The organism is Pelagerythrobacter marensis, assembly GCF_036700095.1.
In the GTDB taxonomy this organism is placed as follows: Bacteria; Pseudomonadota; Alphaproteobacteria; order Sphingomonadales; family Sphingomonadaceae; genus Pelagerythrobacter; species Pelagerythrobacter marensis_A.
Map to the genome: position 1 here is coordinate 482,552 of NZ_CP144918.1, position 17,629 is coordinate 500,180.

Sequence of the window (17,629 nt, forward strand, 5' to 3'; positions counted from 1 at the left end):
CTGTGGCAAAGAGAATACTGGTTGTCGAGGACAACGACCTCAACCGGAAATTGTTCTGCGACGTTCTGCGCGCGAACGGGTTTACGGTGGAGCCGGTGGCCGACGGCGAACTCGTGCTCGACGCAGCGCGCCGCTTCGCGCCCCACCTGGTGCTGATGGACATCCAGCTGCCCAATGTCTCGGGCCTCGACCTGATCGCCGCGCTCAAGCGCGAACGCGCGCTGGCGCACGTGCCGGTGCTGGCCGTGACCGCCTATGCCGGCAAGGGCGACGAGGAGCGGATTCGCGCGGCGGGGGCGGCCGACTATCTCGCCAAGCCGGTTTCGATCGGCCCTTTCATGACCGCGGTGCGCCGCCTGGTCCCCGACGAACCTGCATAAGCCGGGAATCGGGTGCCACAGATCCTCCCCATCGCCTTGCGATGGGGAGGGGGACCGCGAGACGCGAAGCGGCTCGTGGTGGAGGGGCCTTTCCCGGCACAGCCCCTCCGACCGACGCCTGCGGCGTCGCCCACCTCCCCATCGCAAGACGATGGGGAGGATTGAAACGAATGCGAGTCCCAGCGCAGGCTGGGACCTCGGGCAGGCTTCGCGATTCGCGCAAAGGCGCAGGCCTCACCCCCGCGACGCTTGACAAGCAGGGGGTCCAGCCGCTTTTCCGCCGCATTCGCATGGCAGGCGCAGCGCCCGCCGCACACGAGATTGGAAACCGCCCCCTATGGACCGCGCCGAAACCGACCAGACCATCCGCCGCCTGATCGAGCCGTTCGACAAGAAGGGCGTCGAGATCACCGATGCCACCACTTTCGCCGGCGATCTGGAATTCGACAGCCTGACGGTGATGGATTTCGTCGCCGCGATCGAGGACGAGTTCGACGTCATCATCTCGATGAACCAGCAGGCCGAGATCGAGACTTACGGCCAGCTGGTCGACGCGGTCCACGAAATGCAGGCCGACCGATGAGCGAAGGGATCCGACAGCCCGACCGGCCGCAGACGCTGGAGAGCGAATCGCGCGACCTGTTCAGCAAGTTCGACGATCTGATCGCGATGCGCGAAGGGCTGCTCGCCAGCGGGCAGGAAGATCCGTTCAGCCTGGTGATGGAGGAAGTCCTCTCCCCCACCCGCGCGATCTGCAACGGGCGCGACACGATCCTGCTCGGCACCTACAACTACATGGGCATGACCTTCGACCCCGACGTGGTCGCGGCGGGCAAGCAGGCGCTCGACGATTTCGGCAGCGGCACGACCGGCAGCCGCGTGCTCAACGGGACGTATCAGGGGCACAAGGCGTGCGAGGACGCGCTGCGCGAATTCTACGCCATGGATCATGCCATGGTGTTCTCGACCGGCTATCAGGCCAACCTCGGCATCATCTCGACCATCGCCGGCAAGGGCGACTACATCGTCCTCGACATCGACAGCCACGCGAGCATCTGGGACGGGTGCGCGATGGGCAAGGCGGAAGTCGTGCCGTTCAAGCACAACGATGTCGAGGCGATGGAAAAGCGCCTGCGCCGCATTCCCGAAGGGGCGGGCAAGCTGGTCGTGCTGGAGGGCGTCTACTCGATGCTCGGCGACGTGGCCCCGCTGGCCGAGATGGTCGCGGTCGCCAAGAAACACGGCGCGATGGTGCTGGTCGACGAAGCGCACTCGATGGGCTTCATCGGCGAGCACGGGCGCGGCGTGTGCGAGCAGGCGGGCGTGATCGACGACGTCGATTTCATCGTCGGCACCTTTTCCAAGAGCGTCGGCACGGTCGGCGGCTTCTGCGTTTCCAACCATCCGAAGTTCGAGATCATGCGGCTCGTCTGCCGCCCCTACGTCTTCACCGCCAGCCTGCCGCCCAGCGTGGTCGCAACCGCGACGACCAGCATCCGCAAGCTGATGCAGGGATCGAACAAGCGCGCGCACTTGTGGGAGAATTCCAGGCGGCTGCACGGCGGGCTCAGGGACCTCGGCTTCCAGCTCGGGACCGAGGAACCGCAAAGCGCGATCGTCGCCGTCATCATGCCCGATCTGGAGCGCGGGGCCGCGATGTGGGAGGCGCTGCTCAAGGAAGGCCTCTACGTCAACCTCGCCCGCCCGCCGGCCACCCCGGCCAATATGACCCTGCTCCGCTGCTCGCTCTGCGCCGAACATTCGGCCGAGGAAGTCGAAACGATCCTCGGCATGTTCGAACGCGCGGGAAAAGCGGTGGGGATTATTTAAATATCTGTAATTACAATATTTATCCCACGATTTCGGGAATCGTGGAAAATGTGGGATAAATGCCGTCTATGGCGCTGACGGACTACACCGACGAGCAGGCGCGGGCGCTGGTCAATCTGCGCCAGCGCTATGACGCATGGCGCGATGCGGAGCGGGCCTTCCGCGCCTTGCCTTACGACCTGCGCCGCAAGCGGGTGGGGCCGTACGCGTATCTCTACGAGATCCGCGACCGTTCGGGCAACGGCACCAGCCTAGGCCGTTGGGACGAGGAGGCGGAGCGGCGCCTGACCGGGTTCAAGGCGGAGAAGGCGGCCGCAAAGGACCGCCTTGCGAAAGCGCGGGCGCGGCTCGAGGAAGGCGGGCGGCTGGTGCGCGCGCTGCGGGTGCCGATGCTCGCCGCCGCGCCGGGGCCGATTCTGCGCGAGGCGGATTGCCGCGGACTGCTCGACGGCGACCTGCTCGTCGTCGGCACGAACTGCCTCGTCGCCTATCAGCAGGAAGCGGTCGCGCGGTTCGACGTGGCCGACGAGACCGAGGATTTCGATCTCGCCTGGGCCGGCGAGGAGCGGCCCGATGGCGCGCCGGTGTGGGATCTGCTCAAGGCGGTCGACCCGACTTTCTCGGTCAATACCGAGCGGGGGTTCCAGGCGCGCAATGCCGATGCCTACGAAGTCGAGCTGCTCGTCGCCCCCTCGCGCGCGGCTGCCCTCGCCCGGCGCGACCGGCCGCGCCCGATCCCGCTGCCCGAGCAGGAATGGCTGCTGCTCGGCACCCCGGTCGACCAGGTCGTGGTATGCCGCGACGGGAGCGCGGCGCGGATCGTCGCCCCCGACCCGCGCTGGTTCGCGCTGCACAAGCTGTGGCTCGCCGATCAGGCGAAGCGCGATCCGCTCAAGCGGCGCAAGGATCGTGCGCAAGGCCGTGCGGTGCTCGACGCGGTGGCGCAGGCCATGCCGCACTATCCGCTCGACGCCGCGTTCGCGCGATCGGTCCCCGGCGAACTCGCATCGTACTGGCGGGACTGGCGCGAAGGCGCGGAACGCTAGCGGCGATCATCCGTCTGTGAGGTGAAGGAGACCACACGATGAAAACCACCAATACCGCCAGCGCGCGTTACGAAGGGCTGGGCAAGGACGGCAGGGGCAGCGTTTCGACCGGATCGGGCGCGCTCGACGGCCAGCCTTACGGCTTCACCACCCGGTTCGAAGGCGCGCCGGGGACCAATCCCGAGGAACTGATCGCCGCCGCCCATGCGAGCTGTTTTACCATGGCGCTGAGCTTCGCGCTGGCGAAAGCCGGATACGAGCAGGGCACGCTCGACACCGAAGCCAAAGTGACGCTGGAGAAGGACGGCGATGGCTTCACCGTGACCCGGTCCGACCTGACGCTGACCGGCCGGGTCGACGGCATAGAGCGCGCGGCATTCGAGAAGGTCGCGGCCGAGGCGAAAACGAACTGCCCGATCTCCAAGCTGCTCAAGGCGGAGATTTCGCTGGAGACGACGTTCGAGGGTTAGAGGTCGTTTTCATCGAGACGGCACCGGCCCGCACCCCCGGCCCGGGACTCCCCCTCTCCCAACCCTCTCCCCTGAAGGGCAGAGGGCTAGTGCGTCGCTTCGATCGCGGCGGCGGCGCAGGGGTCTTGCCCCGTCTCGTCGCCGCCCGAGAGCCAGGACAGCGCGACGAAGCCGCCGACCACCAGCACCGCGAAGACTGTCGTGACAGTGGCCAGATATTCGTCGATCACCCGCTTGATCGGCGCGCCGAACAGGCGGAACAGCACGCCGACGGTCAGGAAGATCAGCGCCCGGCCCGCGATGCTGGCGAGGATGAACGGCACCAGCGCCATTTCGATAAAGCCGGCGGTGATCGTCAGCAGCTTGAACGGCACCGGCGTGCTGCCGGCGAGGAAGATCACTTCCCAGTCGCGCTCGCGCAAATGGCAGGCGGCGACGGGGAATTCCTCGACTAGGCCGATTGCGGACAGCATCGCCACGCCCAAAGTGTCGTAGAGGAAATACCCGATCGCATAGCCCAGCAGCCCGCCGAGAACCGAGGCGACCGTGCAGATCAGCGCGAAGCGAATCGCCTTCTTCGGTTCGGCCAGGCACATCAGGCCGAGCAGCGGGTGCGGCGGGATCGGGAAGAAGCTGGATTCGATGAAGCTAATCAGCGCCAGCCACCCCTCGGCATGGGGGTGCGACGCCTTTTCCATCGTCCAGTCGTAAAGTCTGCGCAGCATCGCCGCGCCCTATGCCAGCGCCCCCGGCGGCGCAAGCGAGTCGCGCAGCGCCGGGCCCTCCTAACGTAGTCCTCCCCATCGTCTTGCGATGGGGAGGTGGGCGACGCCGCAGGCGTCGGTCGGAGGGGCGATGTCGCACAAGGCCCCTCCACCACGAGCCGCTTTGCGTCTCGCGGTCCCCCTCCCCATCGCAAGGCGATGGGGAGGATTGAAACGAGCGCGAGTCCCCGCGCAGGGGATCGGTGAGAGGGTCGGTCGGAGTCCTCTTAAAAATAACCTATTTGGAATTTTCTCCTTGACATCGTGACGCTGTTTGGTTAGGAATACGGAACATCGCGATAGTGCGATTCGGCGAAAACCGCATCGCACCCGATCCACCCCTCCTCCCCCTTTTTCCCGAATGGAACCGATCATGACCAAGGCGAACGCTTCGCCCGCTGGCGGCCGTGCGGCTGCGGGCAGGGCCTGGCGCAAGACATTCCTGGCGGAGCTTGCCCGCACGTCCAACGTATCGGCCGCCGCGCGCGAGGCGCAGGTCGACGTCAGCACCGTCTACCGCATCCGCCGCGCCGAGCCCGCCTTCGCGCGCCAGTGGTTCGAGGCGCTGTGCGAAGGTTACGACAATCTCGAGCTGGACCTGCTGTGCCGCCTGCGCGAAGGCGAGCTGGCGGGCACCACGACCCCCGCGGGCAAGGCGCGGCGCAAATTCGACAATGCGACCGCGTTCCGCCTGCTCGCCGCGCACCGGGCGAGCGTCCAGCGCGAGCGCGGCCGCAACGATTATGCCCACGAGGACGAGCTGCTCGCCTCGATCGACGCCAAGCTGGAGAAGATGCGCCAGCGGCGGATCGCCATGCGCGAAGCCGCCCGCGAGAACGCCCCGACCGAGGTTCCGGGCGATGGAGGATGAACCGCTCGACCCCAAGTTCGCGGAGCTGCTCGATCTCCCGGAAGACGAACGGCAGAAGGAACTCGCCAGGCTCACCGACGAGGAACGCAAGGAGCTGCGCCATCACTGGACCCTCTGGGCCCGGCGCGACCAGTTGCCGCCCGCCGGCGACTGGTCGGCCTGGCTGATCTGCGCCGGGCGCGGCTTCGGCAAGACCCGCGCGGGCGCCGAATGGGTGCGCGAAGTGGCCAAGCGCGAACCGGAAGCGCGGATCGCGCTGGTCGGCGCGAGCCTGGCCGAAGCGCGCGCGGTGATGGTCGAGGGCGAGAGCGGCATTCTCGCCTGCTCGCCGCCGCACCGCTGCCCGCTCTACGAACCCTCGTTGCGGCGGCTCACCTGGGCCAACGGGGCGCAGGCGACGCTCTATTCGGCGGCCGAGCCCGAGAGCCTGCGCGGGCCGCAGCACAGCCATGCCTGGTGCGACGAGATCGCCAAGTGGGACATGGCGGGCGAACGGGCGACGCGGGCGTGGGACAACCTCCTGCTCGGCCTCAGGCTGGGCGACCTGCCGCGCGTGCTGGCGACCACGACGCCGCGCCCGGTGCCGCTGGTCCACCGCCTGTTCGAAAGCGAGGCGAAGGGCGAAATCGCGGTGACGCGCGGCACGACCCACGCCAACCGGCCGAACCTGCCCGAACGGTTCGTCGAGGATATCGGCCGGCGCTTCGCCGGCACCAGCTTCGCCCGGCAGGAACTGGGCGGCGAGCTGCTGACCGACATCGACGGCGCGCTGTGGAGCCGGGCGCTCCTCGAACAATGCCGCGCCGAGGGGCCGGACGGCGATCCGGCGGCGCAGCCGGCACGCGTCGTGGTCGGGGTCGATCCCCCGGCCGGCGCGCGGGGCGATGCCTGCGGGATCGTGGTCGCCGGGCTTTGTCCGGCGGGCAAGGCGCTGGTGCTGGCCGACGCCTCGGTCGAAGGGGCCAGCCCCGAACGCTGGGCCCGCGCCGTGGCCGAGGCGGCGCGCGCATGGCAGGCCGACCGCGTGGTGGCCGAGGCGAACCAGGGCGGCGCGATGGTCGCCAGCGTGCTGCGCGCGGCGGAACTGACCCTGCCGGTCCGGCTGGTCCACGCCAGCCGCGGCAAGGCGGCCCGCGCCGAACCGGTCGCCGCGCTCTACGAAGCGGGCCGCGTCCGCCACGCCGGCCTGTTCGCGCAGCTGGAGGACCAGATGTGCGGGCTGATGGCCGCGGGCCGCTACGAAGGCCCCGGCCGCAGCCCCGACCGCGCCGACGCCCTCGTCTGGGCGCTGACCGAACTGATGCTGGGCCGGCGGGCGCGGCCGCGGATCTCGCTGATTTGAAATGTCGGGCGAGTCCCCGCGCAGGCGGGGACCTCAGGCCGCCGGCACTCCGCCCGACAGCCTGAGGCCCCAGCCTTCGCTGGGGCTCGCCCTTCTCGATCCTCCCCATCGGCTCGCGATGGGGAGGGGGACCGCGAGACGCGCAAGCGGCTCGTGGTGGAGGGGCTGTGACGCTCCGCCCGACAGCCTGAGGCCCCGGCCTTCGCCGGGGCTCGCACTCCTTCTCGATCCTCCCCATCGTCTCGCGATGGGGAGGGGGACCGCGAGACGCGAAGCGGCTCGTGGTGGAGGGGCTGTGACGCTCCGCCCGACAGCCTGAGGCCCCGGCCTTCGCTGTGGCTCGCTCTTCTTCTCGATCCTCCCCACCGCGATGGGGAGGATTTTCGCACTACGAAAGGTAACCTCATGTCCTTCCTCTCCACCATCGCTTCCGCCTTCAAGGGCGGGGGCGGGGCTCGCGTGCCGCTGGCGCGCGGGTTCGTTTCGCCCTGGGCGCTCACTGCCGAAAGCGCCGGCGCGCCGCCTTACGAATATACGCGCAGCGTGCGGCGGGCCTATCTCGACAATCCGGTGGCGCAGCGCAGCGTGCGGCTGGTCGCCGAAGGGGTCGGCAGCGCGCCGATCCAGCCGGCCGACCCGGCGCTCGAGGCGCTTGTCGGCGCGACCAGTGCCGGGCAGGCGCTGGTCGAGACGGTCGCGGCGCACCTGCTGCTGCACGGCAATGCCTATGTCCAGGTGATGAAGGACGCCGCCGGACAGCCGGTCGAGCTGTTCGCGCTCCGGCCCGAGCGGGTTTCGGTCGTGGCGGGGGAGGACGGCTGGCCCGCCGCCTATGCCTACAAGCTGGCCGAGCGGACGCTGACCATCCCGGTGGAGGACGAGGCGGGCTGGCCCAACCTGATCCACTTGCGCGGCTTCCACCCCGGCGACGATCACTACGGCGCCGGGGCGCTGGCGGCGGCCGAGCAGGCCGTGGCGATCCACAACGCCGCCTCCGCCTGGAACCGCGCGCTGCTGGAGAACGCGGCGCGGCCTTCGGGCGCGCTGGTGTTCGAAGGGGGCGACGGCGCCCCGCTGACAGGCGAGCAGTTCGACCGGCTGAAGGACGAGCTGGCCGCCGGGTTCCAGGGCCAGGTCAACGCCGGGCGGCCGATGCTGCTCGAAGGCGGGCTGAAGTGGCAGGCGATGGCCCATTCGCCGGCGGACATGGACTTCGCCGCGCTCAAGGCCGCCGCCGCGCGCGACATCGCGCTCGCTTTCGGGGTTCCGCCGATGCTGCTCGGCCTGCCGGGCGACAACACTTATGCCAATTACCGCGAGGCGAACCGCGCGCTCTGGCGGCTGACGCTGCTGCCGTTGGCGGGCAAGATCCTCGCCGGGCTGGCCGAAGGGCTGGCGCCGTGGTTTCCGAACGCCGCGCTGGCGGTCGATCTCGACCGGGTGCCCGCGCTGGCGGAGGATCGCGAGAAGCTGTGGGCGCAAGTGAGCGCCGCCGAGTTCCTCTCGGCCGAAGAGAAGCGCGCCCTGCTGGGCCTGGAATAATACGAGAAAGATCCTCCCCATCGTCTTGCGATGGGGAGGTGGCGCCCGCCGCAGGCGGGTGACGGAGGGGCGATGTTGCACAGGGCCCCTCCACCACGAGCCGCTTCGCGTCTCGCGGTCCCCCTCCCCATCGCAAGGCGATGGGGAGGACTGAAGAGAAGGACACCGATCCCATGGACAGAACCGACATGATCGCCCGGCTGATGGCCGAGGCGAAGGATCGCGGCTGCGAGCTGGTGACGCTGCGCGCGATCGTCGAGGAAGCGACCGACCTCGGCGCCGACCGCGCGCTCCAGCGCACCGGCCTCGCCGATCCCGATGCGCGCGAGGATCTCGCCGAGCTGCGCGAGCTGCTCCAGGCCTGGCGCGATGCCAAGGCGAGCGCCTGGCGCGCGGCAATCGCCTGGCTGGTGCGCGGGGCGCTGGCGCTGCTGCTGATCGGCATTGCCGTGCGGCTGGGCCTCGCCGGGGCGCTGCGGTGATGCGCCTCGCCGGATATGCCGCGCTGTTCGGCCGGGCCGACGCGGCGCGCGACACGATCCGCCCCGGCGCTTTCGCCCGCACGCTGGCCGAGCGCCAGGCCGCGTCGCTCGGCCCGCTGCCGCTTTTCTGGCAGCACCGGCCCGGCCAGCGGATCGGCTGGATCGAACGGATCGCGGAGGACGCGCGCGGCCTGCGCGTGATCGCCGCGCTCGACAACCCCGCCGGGCGCGCGGCCGCCCTCCTCCGCCGCCGCGCGGTCAGCGGCCTCAGCTTCGGCTACCGCGCCCGCCGGTTCCGCCGCACCCCCGAAGGCCGCGTGCTGGAGGATGTGGAGCTGTTCGAGGTGAGCCTCGTGACGCATCCGCTCCAGCACGGCGCGCGGGTGTTTTTGGTTGTTTAGCCTCAAGCGCCGGCGGCCGCATCCGCGGCCTTGGCTATCCCGCCCATAATTTCGTGAGTCCCAGCGAAGGCTGGGACTTCGTGCCACCGGCGCTTCGCCAGTGTCTCCTGAAGCCCCTGCCTCCGCAGGGGCTCATACAAATTTACCACCACCCCCCAAAGAAAGGTGAATACCCATGGATACCGCTACCCCCACCACCCCCGCCGATCTGCTGGAGGAAAGCTTCGACCTCCTCGCCCGGCAGGAGAAGACCGAGACCGAAGTCGCCGCGCTGCGCAGCGATGTCGACGAAGTGAAGGCGCGCGTCGACCGGATCGGCAAGGCCGCCGCGCGGCCCGCGCTCGCGCCGGCCGGCGACAGCCCCGAAGTGAAAGGCTTCGTCGAAGGCTATCTGCGGCGCGGCTCGACGGCGGAGGTCAAGTCGCTCTCCACCGGCGTGCCGGCCGACGGCGGCTATGCCGTCCCGCGCGAGATCGACGCCGCGATCGCCCGCGAACTGACCGCGATCAGCCCGATCCGCGGCATCGCGCAAGTCGTGCAGACCGGCAGCAGCGGCTATCGCAAGCTCGTCAGCACCGGCGGCACCGCCTCGGGCTGGGTCAGCGAGACGACCGCGCGGCCCGAAACCGACACCCCGCAATTTGCCGAGATCGCCCCGCCGACCGGCGAGCTTTACGCCAACCCGGCGGCGAGCCAGGCGATGCTCGACGATACCGCGTTCGATGTCGAAGCCTGGCTGGCGAGCGAGATCGGGCAGGAATTCGCCCGCGCCGAAGGGGCCGCCTTCGTCAACGGCAGCGGCGCCGACCAGCCGCGAGGTTTCCTCGCCGGGCCGAACACCGCCGCCAACGACGGCGCGCGCGCGTTCGGCACGCTGCAATATATCGGCAGCGGCGATGCCGCGGGGCTGGGCAGCGAGCCCGACCTGACGCTGATCGTCCTCGTCCACACGCTGAAGGCCGGATACCGCCAGGGCGCGAGCTTCGTGATGAACTCGTCCACGCTGGCCGAAGTGCGCAAGCTCAAGACCGCCGACGGCGCGTTCCTGTGGCAGCCGGGGCTGGTCGAGGGGCAGCCGGACCGGCTGCTCGGCTATCCGGTGGTCGAGGCGCAGGACATGCCCGATATCGGCGCGGGTGCCTGCCCGATCGCCTTCGGCAACTTCCGCGCCGGATACCTGATCGCGGAACGCAGCGCCACGCAGATCCTGCGCGATCCCTTCACCAACAAGCCCTTCGTCCACTTCTACGCGACCAAGCGCGTGGGCGGGCAAGTGCTCGATTCGAACGCGATCAAGCTGCTGAAGGTCGAAGCGTAGCGGGGGCGCATTTCCTCCCCATCGTCTCGCGATGGGGAGGTGGCGCCCGCCGCAGGCGGGTGACGGAGGGGCTGTGCCGGGAAAGGCCCCTCCACCACGAGCCGCTTCGCGTCTCGCGGTCCCCCTCCCCATCGCAAGGCGATGGGGAGGATTGGATCGAAACTCTCGACAGTGGCCGGGAAAGGTCCGGTCCGCGACCAGCGGACCGCAAGCGCGACCGCGCGCCCGGAGCGCTCTGCGCGGAGGACAGCCAAGGCCGCGGACGCGGCCGCCGGCGCCTGAGGCAAACAGGAAAGAAAGGAACCCCGCATGAAGCGGACCATATTGACGCCGCCGGACTTTACCGGCGGCGCGCTGGCCGATGTCAAGCAATGGCTGGCAATCGCCACCCCCGCGCACGACGATGCGCTGGCCGGGTTGATCGGCGCCGCGGCAGAGGCTTGCGAGGCCTTTACCGGCACGCTGCCGCTGGAGGCGACGTGCGAGGACGTGTTGCCCGCCAGCCGCGAATGGCAGGTGCTCGACGCGCGGCCGGTCAACGCGATCCTGGCGGTCGAGGGCATTCCGGCCGAAGGGCCGCGCTTCGCCCTGCCCGCGCAGGATTACGCACTCGCGCTGGACCCCGACGGATCGGGCCGCGTGCGGGTGATGCGCCCGGGCGCCGCGGGCCGGATCGCGGTGCGCTATCTCGCCGGCTATGCCCCCGAATGGGCCGCGCTGCCCGACACCCTGCGCCACGGGATCGTGCGCCTCGCGGCCGAGCTGTTCCGCGCGCAGGACGGCGGCGGGGAGAGGGCGCGCATCCTGCCCGCCGCCGTCGCCGCGCTGTGGCATCCCTGGCGCCGGACCCGGCTGATATGATCGCCGCCCGCACCCGCCGCTCGCACGCTGCATTCGCCGCCGCCCTCGCACGCAAGGCCGCCCGCCTTGCCCGGGCGCGGGCGGAAGCGGCGCTGCGCGCGCGCAAGGACGACCCCGGCCGCTGGCGCGATCCGCGCCTGCTCTGGCCCCTGTTCACGAAGGATTGAGCGATGGAACATGCCCTGCGCGCCGCGCTGATCGACTGGCTGCGCGCCGCCCCCGCCCCGCTGAACGCGCTGAACGCCGTGGAGGAGGAAACGCCCTTGCGCACCGCCCCGCCCTGGCTCGGCATCGCCGCCAGCGCGAGCGCCGACTGGAGCACCAAGGATCGCAAGGGCCGCGAGATCCGCCTGGCGCTGGAACTGCACACGCGCGGCGACGATCCGGCTGCCGACGGCGCGCTGGTCGCCGCGATCGACCGGCGAGTGGAGGACCTGCCGCCCCGGCAGCCGGCGTTCGCGATCGCCTCGACCCGGTTCCTGCGCGCCCGCGCAGAGCGCCGCGCGAACAACCGCCGCAGCATGTTGCTGGAATACCGGTTCCGCTGCCTCGCGAACGCCTGACCTACCCGAGCCCCTGCGCAGGCAGGGGCCTCCCACCATCTCGCGTCGCGCCAGCGGCACGAGACCCCTGCCTACGCAGGGGATCAGCTCTGGAGTAATCTTCATGACCGCCCAGAAAGGCTCCGCCTTCCTTCTCAAGATCGGCGATGGCGGACAGCCGCCCGCCTACACCACCGTCGCCGGCCTGCGCACGACGCAGATGTCGGTCAACGGCGATACCGTCGTCGTCACGCACAAGCAGAGCGGCGGCTGGCGCGAGTTGCTGTCGGGCGCAGGAACGCGTTCGGTCTCGGTCTCGGCCAGCGGCATCTTCCTCGCCAGCGAGGCCGAGGCCGCGATCCGCACGCACGCGCTGGCCGGAACGATCGACGATTACGAACTGTCGTTCGAAGGCGGCGAGCGGCTGCGCGGCCGCTTCCTGGTCCAGCGGCTCGACTATGCCGGCGATTTCAACGGCGAGCGGACATATACGCTGCAGCTCGAAAGCTCGGGCGCGGTGGTGCCGGCATGAGCGGGCGCGCGACGGAGGCCCCCGCCAACCCGCACAGGGGCGAAGCGAGTCTGGTCGTCGCCGGCCAGCCGCGCGTCCTTCGGCCGAGCTTTTCCGCCCTGGTCGCGGCCGAGGAAGACCTCGGCCCGCTGTTCGCGCTGGTCGAGCGCGCGGGCGAAGGGCGGCTGGCGCTGTCGGAGATGGCCGCGCTGTTCTGGCACTGCCTCGCCGATCGCGGCGAGGTGACGCGCGAGCAGGTCGGCGACGCGGTCATGGCGCACGGCCTCGCCGCCTGCGCCCGGCCGCTGCGCGTGCTGCTCGGCCAGATCCTCCAGGGATCGGGTTAGATGGGCACGACCCACCCCTCCCCCCTGCGGGAGGGGCGCGAGACCTGGCGGCGCGCGGCGACGCCCGGTCGCAGCGGGGTGGGCTTCTGCGAGGCGGGGCAGAGCATCGGGCCCACCCCCGACCCCTCCCGCAAGCGGGAGGGGGGATTGTCGTTCGGCCCCTCCTCCCGCCACGCGCCTTCGCGAGCACATGGGGTGGGGGGGCTGTCGTTCGGCGCCGCCGCTCTCTCGCTCGCCGCGCTCGCCGCGCGGGCGCTCGGGTGGCGGCCCGACGAATTCTGGCGCGCCACTCCGGCGGAGCTGGCTGCCTGCCTCGCCGACCCCGCCGGCCCGCCCACACCCGCCGCGCCTTCCCGGGCCGAAATCGAACGCATGATGGAGCGCGAGAACGATGGACGAGATTGACGAACTTCTGATCGAGGTGCGCGCGGGCACGCAAGGCTTCGCGCAGGATATCGCGCAGATGCGCGGGACGTTCGACGCCACGCTGGTCGAAGGGTTTCGCGATGCCGGATCGGTCCTCGAACGCGGGCTGCTTTCGGCGATCCGCCGGGGCAGCCTGGGGTTCGACGACCTCAAGCGCGTGGCGCTGGGCGCGATCGACCAGATCGCCGCCCATTCGCTGAAACTCGGGTTCGACGAACTGTTCGGCGGCCTTGGCGGCGGAAGCGGCGGGCTGCTGGGCGGCCTCGTCGGCGCGCTGTTCGGCCTGCCCGGCCGCGCGACCGGCGGCCCCGTCTCGCCCGGACGCGGCTACCTCGTCGGCGAGCGCGGGCCGGAACTGTTCGTGCCGACCAGCGCCGGGCGGGTCGAACCTTCGCTCGCCCCCGCACCCGCGCGCGAGGTGCGCGTTTCGATCGCCCTCGCCGCCCCGCGCGGCACCGACGCGCCGGTCGCGCTGCAACGCTCGAGCCGCCAGGTCGCGAGCGCGGTGCGGCGGGCGTTGCTGTAGCCCCCCGTGACCACCCGCGAAGCGCCAGCGGCCTGAGGCCCCCGCCTTCGCGGGGGCTCGCGCTCTTTTCGAACCCTGCTCGATCCTCCCCATCGCAAGGCGATGGGGAGGTGGCGCCCGCCGCAGGCGGGTGACGGAGGGGCTGTGCCGGGAAAGGCCCCTCCACCACGAGCCGCTTCGCGTCTCGCGGTCCCCCTCCCCATCGCAAGGCGATGGGGAGGATTGGAAAGCGTTGGACCGTCCCCAGCGTTTGAGGGTTCGGACAAGCCGGTTCCGGTCCGCGCCCCGGTCCGCGCAGCGGGCCGCGCGGCGGGCCGCAAGCGCGACCGCGCGCCCGGAGCGCTCTGCGCGAAGGATAGCCAAGGGGCCGGATGGCCCCGCCGGCGCTTGAGGCCAAACAAAAAAGGATACAAAACAATGCCCTACTGGCTTGCCCGCGAATGGCGCGGGCAGGACCGCGACTGGATCCAGCGGTTCGATCCGCGGTTCTGGACGGTCGATTTCCCCCGCCCGATGATGGCCTGCATCGTCGCCACCGCGCCCGATGCGCTGCGGGTCGATTGCGAGTTTCTCTACCGGGGCCAGCTCGCCGGGCTGATCTGGGCGAGCGAGGACCGGCTCGACCATCCGCTGCTCGCCTATGAAACCCGGCGCGACTATTCGCATACCGTCCTGCGCTTCCGCTGGCGGTCGAGCGGGATCGTCGCGCTCGACCGGGCCAATGGGCCGACCCTGACGATCGAGGGGCGCGACGCGGCAGGCGAGGCGCGCAGCTGGTATGTCCGGCTGTGGAACTACGCCCGCGGCAGCCCCACCGACGCGCATGTCGAACTGCCCTTCTCCGCGCTCGAAAGCGGGTGGTCGCTGCCCGGCGAGCCGGTCCACCCGGCCGATATCGACCGCATGTTCGTCTCGCTGGTGCCCGAAGGCTATGTCCCGGGCAGCGACGCGACGCTGCCGGCACGGGCGGAAGGCCATGCCGAGCTGAGCGAAATCGCCTGCCACGGCGACCACGCGACGCTGGCGATCGGCGATGTCATGCTGCCCCCGCACGGGGAGCGGATCGCGACCGCCTACGACGATGCCTACAACCAGGAACCGACCCGGCTGCTGCGCAATATCCGCGGGCTCGGCTATCGCGACCGGGTCCTGCACTATCTGGGGATGAGCCACTTCCCCCGGTTGCGGGCGGAAGGCGGAGCGATGCCGGTCGCGCGGCCGGCGGCGATCTGCACGCCCGCGCGCCGCTGGCACGAATGCTTCTACGCTGCGGCGCAGGCGGCGGGCTATGCGGTTATCAACTCGCTTTCCTACGAGCTGCTGGCCGACCATTGCCCCGCCGAGTGGCAGCAACGCGCGCACGACGGCAGCGCGGCGCGCACCGGGTGGGACCCGCCCTCCGCGCTGCTTTCGCCGGCCAATGGCAAGGCGATGGCCTGGCTGCAATCGGCGGCGGTGCAGTTCACCGCGATGCAGCAGGCGGCCGGGCTGCCGGTGCTGTTCCAGGTGGGCGAGCCGTGGTGGTGGGTCGTGCCCCACAGCGGCGCGCCCTGCCTTTACGACGCTGCCGCATCGGCGGCCTTCGGCGGATCGCCGCCGGTCATCGCCGACATGCGCGCGCCGCTCGACAGCGCGCAGACCGCGCTGCTCGACGAGGCAGGCGCGCTGCTGGCGCAATCGACCGCGGCGCTGGGGCAGGCGGTGCGGGATGCGGCGGGGGGCGCGGCGGAGATTCTGCTGCTCGCCTTCACCCCGACGATCCTCGATCCCGCCATGCCCGAATTGAAACGCGCGAACCTGCCGACAGGCTGGGCCTGGCCGGCCTTCGACCGGCTCCAGCTCGAAGACTACGACTGGCTAACCGCGGGCTTCGACGCGCGCTGCCGGGCGGCGATCGCCGAAGTCGACGCGCGGCTCGGCTATCCGGTCGAGCGGCAGGACTACCTGTCGGGCTTCGTGCTCGACCCCGCCGATGCCGAAGCGTTCTGGGCGCGGATCGACGCCGCGCTCGACCGGGCCGCGGCGCGCGGGGTCGGCCAGCGATATGTCTGGGCGCTGCCGCAGGTGGCGCGCGACGGATACACGCGGCTCGCGCCGCCGAAGGAGGACGACGTGCAGGCTTTCGACGACGTGCAATATCCGCTCGCGCCGGGGCGCGACGCGGCGGTCAGCCCCGAATTCTCGACCGCGATCGCGGTCACCGCCTCGGGGCACGAGCGGCGCAACACGCTCTGGTCCGACGCGCGGCTGCGGTTCGATGTCGGGCCGGGGATCCGGTCCGAAGAGGAGCTGGGCACGCTGATCGCCTTCTTCCGCGCGCGGCGCGGGGCGGCGCGCGGGTTTCGCCTGTGCGATCCGTTCGACTTCAGCTCGAACGGCATGACCGGCCCGCCCGGCCCGCTCGACCAGCCGCTCGGCACCGGCGACGGTGCGCGCGACAGCTTCGCGCTGGTCAAGGCCTATGGCGACGGGGCCGAGCCGCAGTTGCGCCCGATCACCCGCCCGCGCGAGGGCACCGTGCGCGTCTCGGTCGGCGGGGCGGAGACTTTCGCCTGGACGCTGGCCCCCGGCGGGCGCATCCGGTTCGTCGAGGCGCCGCCCGCGGGGGCGGAGATCCGCGCCGGGTTCCTGTTCGACGTGCCGGTGCGCTTCGCGCAGGACCGGCTCGACGTGACCGGCGCGAACTTCGCCGCCGGCGAGGCGCCCTCGGTGCCGCTGATCGAAATCCGCGAGGCGACATGAGCCGGGCGTTCCTTGCGCGCGAGCTGGACACGGTCGCGACCTTCTGGCGAATCTTCCGCCGCGACGGGGTCACGCTCGGTTTCGTTACCCACGACCGCGACTTGCGATTCGACGGGCTGCTCCATCGCGCGGCGCCGGGCATGATGCCCCATGCGCTGCGCAGGACGGCCGCATTCGCCGACGACAGCGCCGAAGTGCGCGGCGCGCTGACGCACGACGGGATCGCCGCCGCCGACCTTGCGGCGGGCCGGTTCGACGGCGCCCGGGTCGAAATCGGCGCGGTCGACTGGGAAAGCCGCGAGCGGGCGATATTGTACAGCGGCACGATCGGACGCGTCGGCGAAAGCGCGGGACAGTTTTCGGCGGAGCTGCGCTCCGCCAAGGCGGCGCTGGACGAGGACTTTGTCCCGCGCACCGGCCCCACCTGCCGGGCGGATTTCTGCGGCCCCGGCTGCGATCTTCCCGCGGCCCGCTTCACGCACGAGACGGTGCTGGAGGCGGTCGATCTCGACGCCAACGCCGCCGTCTTCGCGGCGCCCGGCTGGGACCTGATGGCCGGCGGACGGGTCCGCTGGATCGACGGGCCGCATTGCGGGATCGCCATGCGCGTGCTCGCCGCCTCGGCCGACGGGCTGGTGCTCGACCGGCCGCTCGATCCGGCGCCGGCGCCGGGCACGCGGGCGGAGCTGCGCGAAGGCTGCGACCGGCGGCTCGCGACTTGCGCCGGGCGGTTCGGCAACGCCGCCAATTTCCGGGGCGAGCCTTACGTCCCCGGCCTCGACCTGCTCGCGCGCTACCCGGTCGGCCAATGACCTGCGATTCGGCAGCAGCCGTGGCCCGCGCGGCCCAGGCGCTGGTGGGCGCGCCCTATCGCCTCCACGGGCGCGATCCGCGATCCGGGCTCGACTGCGTCGGCCTCGTCGCCGCCGCGCTCGCGGCGGCCGATCTGCCGGTCGATCCGCCCGCCGGCTATGGCCTGCGCAACCGCGATCCGGCGGCCCCCGACGCGATCGCGCGCCGCTGCGCCCTGCGGCCGGTGAGCACGCCGGTGCGGCGCGGGGACATCGTGATGGCGCGGCCCGGCCCCGCGCAGCTGCACCTGCTCGTCTGCGCAGACCCCGACACCTTTATCCACGCCCACGCCGGCCTGCGCCGGATCGTGGCAATGCCCGGGCCGCTGCCCTGGCCGGTGCTCCGCCACTGGCGGCCCGGCGGAAAGGACTGATTG

Annotated in this window: 22 protein-coding genes; 21 read left to right on the forward strand and 1 reads right to left on the reverse strand. The window is 71.0% G+C overall.

Annotated elements, in window-relative coordinates; all coding sequences use genetic code 11:
* Positions 1-2 precede the first annotated feature (2 nt).
* From V5F89_RS02220 to V5F89_RS02240, 5 genes are all read left to right on the forward strand, one after another.
* A complete protein-coding gene (locus V5F89_RS02220) occupies positions 3-380 on the forward strand; it encodes a response regulator (protein ID WP_338447487.1) in 378 nt (125 codons plus the stop codon).
* A 337-nt stretch (positions 381-717) separates the two neighbouring features.
* Positions 718-963: an acyl carrier protein gene (locus V5F89_RS02225; protein WP_338446637.1), complete on the forward strand. Its 246-nt coding sequence runs from the start codon at positions 718-720 to the stop codon at positions 961-963.
* A complete protein-coding gene (spt, locus tag V5F89_RS02230) occupies positions 960-2,210 on the forward strand; it encodes a serine palmitoyltransferase (RefSeq protein ID WP_338446638.1) in 1,251 nt (416 codons plus the stop codon). Before V5F89_RS02225 ends, spt begins: the two co-directional genes overlap by 4 nt.
* Positions 2,211-2,278: 68 nt before the next feature.
* A complete protein-coding gene (locus V5F89_RS02235; RefSeq protein WP_338446639.1) occupies positions 2,279-3,256 on the forward strand; it encodes a GSU2403 family nucleotidyltransferase fold protein in 978 nt (325 codons plus the stop codon).
* 38 nt (positions 3,257-3,294) lie between these two features.
* Positions 3,295-3,726: an OsmC family protein gene (locus V5F89_RS02240; RefSeq protein WP_338446640.1), complete on the forward strand. Its 432-nt coding sequence runs from the start codon at positions 3,295-3,297 to the stop codon at positions 3,724-3,726.
* A gap of 86 nt (positions 3,727-3,812) precedes the next feature.
* Here the strand turns inward: V5F89_RS02240 and V5F89_RS02245 are convergent, their stop codons facing one another.
* Positions 3,813-4,451, reverse strand: coding sequence for a YqaA family protein (locus tag V5F89_RS02245; protein ID WP_338446641.1), 639 nt, complete (start codon positions 4,449-4,451; stop codon positions 3,813-3,815).
* 412 nt (positions 4,452-4,863) lie between these two features.
* Here V5F89_RS02245 and V5F89_RS02250 point away from each other — a divergent pair, with 412 nt between their 5' ends.
* The 16 genes from V5F89_RS02250 to V5F89_RS02325 all read left to right on the forward strand — a co-directional run bounded on the left by V5F89_RS02250 (position 4,864) and on the right by V5F89_RS02325 (position 17,626).
* On the forward strand, positions 4,864-5,361 hold the full coding sequence (locus V5F89_RS02250; protein ID WP_338446642.1) for a hypothetical protein: 498 nt from the start codon (positions 4,864-4,866) through the stop codon (positions 5,359-5,361).
* The gene (locus V5F89_RS02255) at positions 5,351-6,703 is read left to right on the forward strand and encodes a DNA-packaging protein (protein WP_338446643.1); all 1,353 of its coding nucleotides are present in this window, start codon (positions 5,351-5,353) and stop codon (positions 6,701-6,703) included. Before V5F89_RS02250 ends, V5F89_RS02255 begins: the two co-directional genes overlap by 11 nt.
* A 405-nt stretch (positions 6,704-7,108) precedes the next feature.
* A complete protein-coding gene (locus V5F89_RS02260; protein ID WP_338446644.1) occupies positions 7,109-8,245 on the forward strand; it encodes a phage portal protein in 1,137 nt (378 codons plus the stop codon).
* 173 nt (positions 8,246-8,418) lie between these two features.
* Complete coding sequence (locus tag V5F89_RS02265; protein ID WP_338446645.1) at positions 8,419-8,727, forward strand: DUF6127 family protein; 309 nt, start codon at positions 8,419-8,421, stop codon at positions 8,725-8,727.
* Positions 8,727-9,128, forward strand: coding sequence for an HK97 family phage prohead protease (locus V5F89_RS02270; protein ID WP_338447488.1), 402 nt, complete (start codon positions 8,727-8,729; stop codon positions 9,126-9,128). The genes V5F89_RS02265 and V5F89_RS02270 overlap by 1 nt, the downstream gene beginning before the upstream one ends.
* Positions 9,129-9,303: 175 nt before the next feature.
* Positions 9,304-10,446: a phage major capsid protein gene (locus V5F89_RS02275; RefSeq protein ID WP_338446646.1), complete on the forward strand. Its 1,143-nt coding sequence runs from the start codon at positions 9,304-9,306 to the stop codon at positions 10,444-10,446.
* Between the two features lie 309 nt (positions 10,447-10,755).
* Positions 10,756-11,307, forward strand: coding sequence for a head-tail connector protein (locus V5F89_RS02280; protein ID WP_338446647.1), 552 nt, complete (start codon positions 10,756-10,758; stop codon positions 11,305-11,307).
* Positions 11,304-11,474: a hypothetical protein gene (locus V5F89_RS02285; protein WP_338446648.1), complete on the forward strand. Its 171-nt coding sequence runs from the start codon at positions 11,304-11,306 to the stop codon at positions 11,472-11,474. The genes V5F89_RS02280 and V5F89_RS02285 overlap by 4 nt, the downstream gene beginning before the upstream one ends.
* A 3-nt stretch (positions 11,475-11,477) precedes the next feature.
* Positions 11,478-11,870 carry a tail completion protein gp17 gene (gene gp17 / locus V5F89_RS02290; RefSeq protein ID WP_338446649.1) on the forward strand — a complete coding sequence of 131 codons (393 nt, stop codon included), beginning with the start codon at positions 11,478-11,480 and terminating at the stop codon, positions 11,868-11,870.
* Positions 11,871-11,973: 103 nt separating this feature from the next.
* Positions 11,974-12,381 (forward strand): phage major tail protein, TP901-1 family, encoded by a 408-nt coding sequence (locus V5F89_RS02295; protein ID WP_338446650.1) that lies wholly within the window; start codon positions 11,974-11,976, stop codon positions 12,379-12,381.
* Complete coding sequence (locus V5F89_RS02300; protein WP_338446651.1) at positions 12,378-12,707, forward strand: gene transfer agent family protein; 330 nt, start codon at positions 12,378-12,380, stop codon at positions 12,705-12,707. The genes V5F89_RS02295 and V5F89_RS02300 overlap by 4 nt, the downstream gene beginning before the upstream one ends.
* A complete protein-coding gene (locus V5F89_RS13905; RefSeq protein ID WP_425334368.1) occupies positions 12,708-13,112 on the forward strand; it encodes a phage tail assembly chaperone in 405 nt (134 codons plus the stop codon).
* On the forward strand, positions 13,099-13,659 hold the full coding sequence (locus tag V5F89_RS02310; protein ID WP_338446652.1) for a tail tape measure protein: 561 nt from the start codon (positions 13,099-13,101) through the stop codon (positions 13,657-13,659). Before V5F89_RS13905 ends, V5F89_RS02310 begins: the two co-directional genes overlap by 14 nt.
* A gap of 417 nt (positions 13,660-14,076) precedes the next feature.
* The gene (locus V5F89_RS02315; protein ID WP_338446653.1) at positions 14,077-16,401 is read left to right on the forward strand and encodes a DUF2460 domain-containing protein; all 2,325 of its coding nucleotides are present in this window, start codon (positions 14,077-14,079) and stop codon (positions 16,399-16,401) included.
* Positions 16,398-17,213: a DUF2163 domain-containing protein gene (locus tag V5F89_RS02320; RefSeq protein WP_338446654.1), complete on the forward strand. Its 816-nt coding sequence runs from the start codon at positions 16,398-16,400 to the stop codon at positions 17,211-17,213. Before V5F89_RS02315 ends, V5F89_RS02320 begins: the two co-directional genes overlap by 4 nt.
* A complete protein-coding gene (locus V5F89_RS02325) occupies positions 17,210-17,626 on the forward strand; it encodes an NlpC/P60 family protein (protein ID WP_338446655.1) in 417 nt (138 codons plus the stop codon). Before V5F89_RS02320 ends, V5F89_RS02325 begins: the two co-directional genes overlap by 4 nt.
* Positions 17,627-17,629 lie beyond the last annotated feature (3 nt).

What these genes read in the sequence shown, in the direction of transcription:
- V5F89_RS02265 (WP_338446645.1), top strand. Translation starts at nt 8,419, where the DNA reads ATGGACAGAACCGACATGATCGCCCGGCTGATGGCCGAGGCGAAGGAT.
- V5F89_RS13905 (WP_425334368.1), top strand. Translation starts at nt 12,708, where the DNA reads ATGGGCACGACCCACCCCTCCCCCCTGCGGGAGGGGCGCGAGACCTGG.
- V5F89_RS02285 (WP_338446648.1), top strand. Translation starts at nt 11,304, where the DNA reads ATGATCGCCGCCCGCACCCGCCGCTCGCACGCTGCATTCGCCGCCGCC.
- V5F89_RS02325 (WP_338446655.1), top strand. Translation starts at nt 17,210, where the DNA reads ATGACCTGCGATTCGGCAGCAGCCGTGGCCCGCGCGGCCCAGGCGCTG.
- V5F89_RS02245 (WP_338446641.1), bottom strand. Translation starts at nt 4,451, where the DNA reads ATGCTGCGCAGACTTTACGACTGGACGATGGAAAAGGCGTCGCACCCC.
- spt (WP_338446638.1), top strand. Translation starts at nt 960, where the DNA reads ATGAGCGAAGGGATCCGACAGCCCGACCGGCCGCAGACGCTGGAGAGC.
- V5F89_RS02280 (WP_338446647.1), top strand. Translation starts at nt 10,756, where the DNA reads ATGAAGCGGACCATATTGACGCCGCCGGACTTTACCGGCGGCGCGCTG.
- V5F89_RS02235 (WP_338446639.1), top strand. Translation starts at nt 2,279, where the DNA reads ATGGCGCTGACGGACTACACCGACGAGCAGGCGCGGGCGCTGGTCAAT.
- V5F89_RS02320 (WP_338446654.1), top strand. Translation starts at nt 16,398, where the DNA reads ATGAGCCGGGCGTTCCTTGCGCGCGAGCTGGACACGGTCGCGACCTTC.
- V5F89_RS02260 (WP_338446644.1), top strand. Translation starts at nt 7,109, where the DNA reads ATGTCCTTCCTCTCCACCATCGCTTCCGCCTTCAAGGGCGGGGGCGGG.
- V5F89_RS02270 (WP_338447488.1), top strand. Translation starts at nt 8,727, where the DNA reads ATGCGCCTCGCCGGATATGCCGCGCTGTTCGGCCGGGCCGACGCGGCG.
- V5F89_RS02255 (WP_338446643.1), top strand. Translation starts at nt 5,351, where the DNA reads ATGGAGGATGAACCGCTCGACCCCAAGTTCGCGGAGCTGCTCGATCTC.
- gp17 (WP_338446649.1), top strand. Translation starts at nt 11,478, where the DNA reads ATGGAACATGCCCTGCGCGCCGCGCTGATCGACTGGCTGCGCGCCGCC.
- V5F89_RS02315 (WP_338446653.1), top strand. Translation starts at nt 14,077, where the DNA reads ATGCCCTACTGGCTTGCCCGCGAATGGCGCGGGCAGGACCGCGACTGG.
- V5F89_RS02275 (WP_338446646.1), top strand. Translation starts at nt 9,304, where the DNA reads ATGGATACCGCTACCCCCACCACCCCCGCCGATCTGCTGGAGGAAAGC.
- V5F89_RS02225 (WP_338446637.1), top strand. Translation starts at nt 718, where the DNA reads ATGGACCGCGCCGAAACCGACCAGACCATCCGCCGCCTGATCGAGCCG.
- V5F89_RS02295 (WP_338446650.1), top strand. Translation starts at nt 11,974, where the DNA reads ATGACCGCCCAGAAAGGCTCCGCCTTCCTTCTCAAGATCGGCGATGGC.
- V5F89_RS02240 (WP_338446640.1), top strand. Translation starts at nt 3,295, where the DNA reads ATGAAAACCACCAATACCGCCAGCGCGCGTTACGAAGGGCTGGGCAAG.
- V5F89_RS02250 (WP_338446642.1), top strand. Translation starts at nt 4,864, where the DNA reads ATGACCAAGGCGAACGCTTCGCCCGCTGGCGGCCGTGCGGCTGCGGGC.
- V5F89_RS02300 (WP_338446651.1), top strand. Translation starts at nt 12,378, where the DNA reads ATGAGCGGGCGCGCGACGGAGGCCCCCGCCAACCCGCACAGGGGCGAA.
- V5F89_RS02310 (WP_338446652.1), top strand. Translation starts at nt 13,099, where the DNA reads ATGGACGAGATTGACGAACTTCTGATCGAGGTGCGCGCGGGCACGCAA.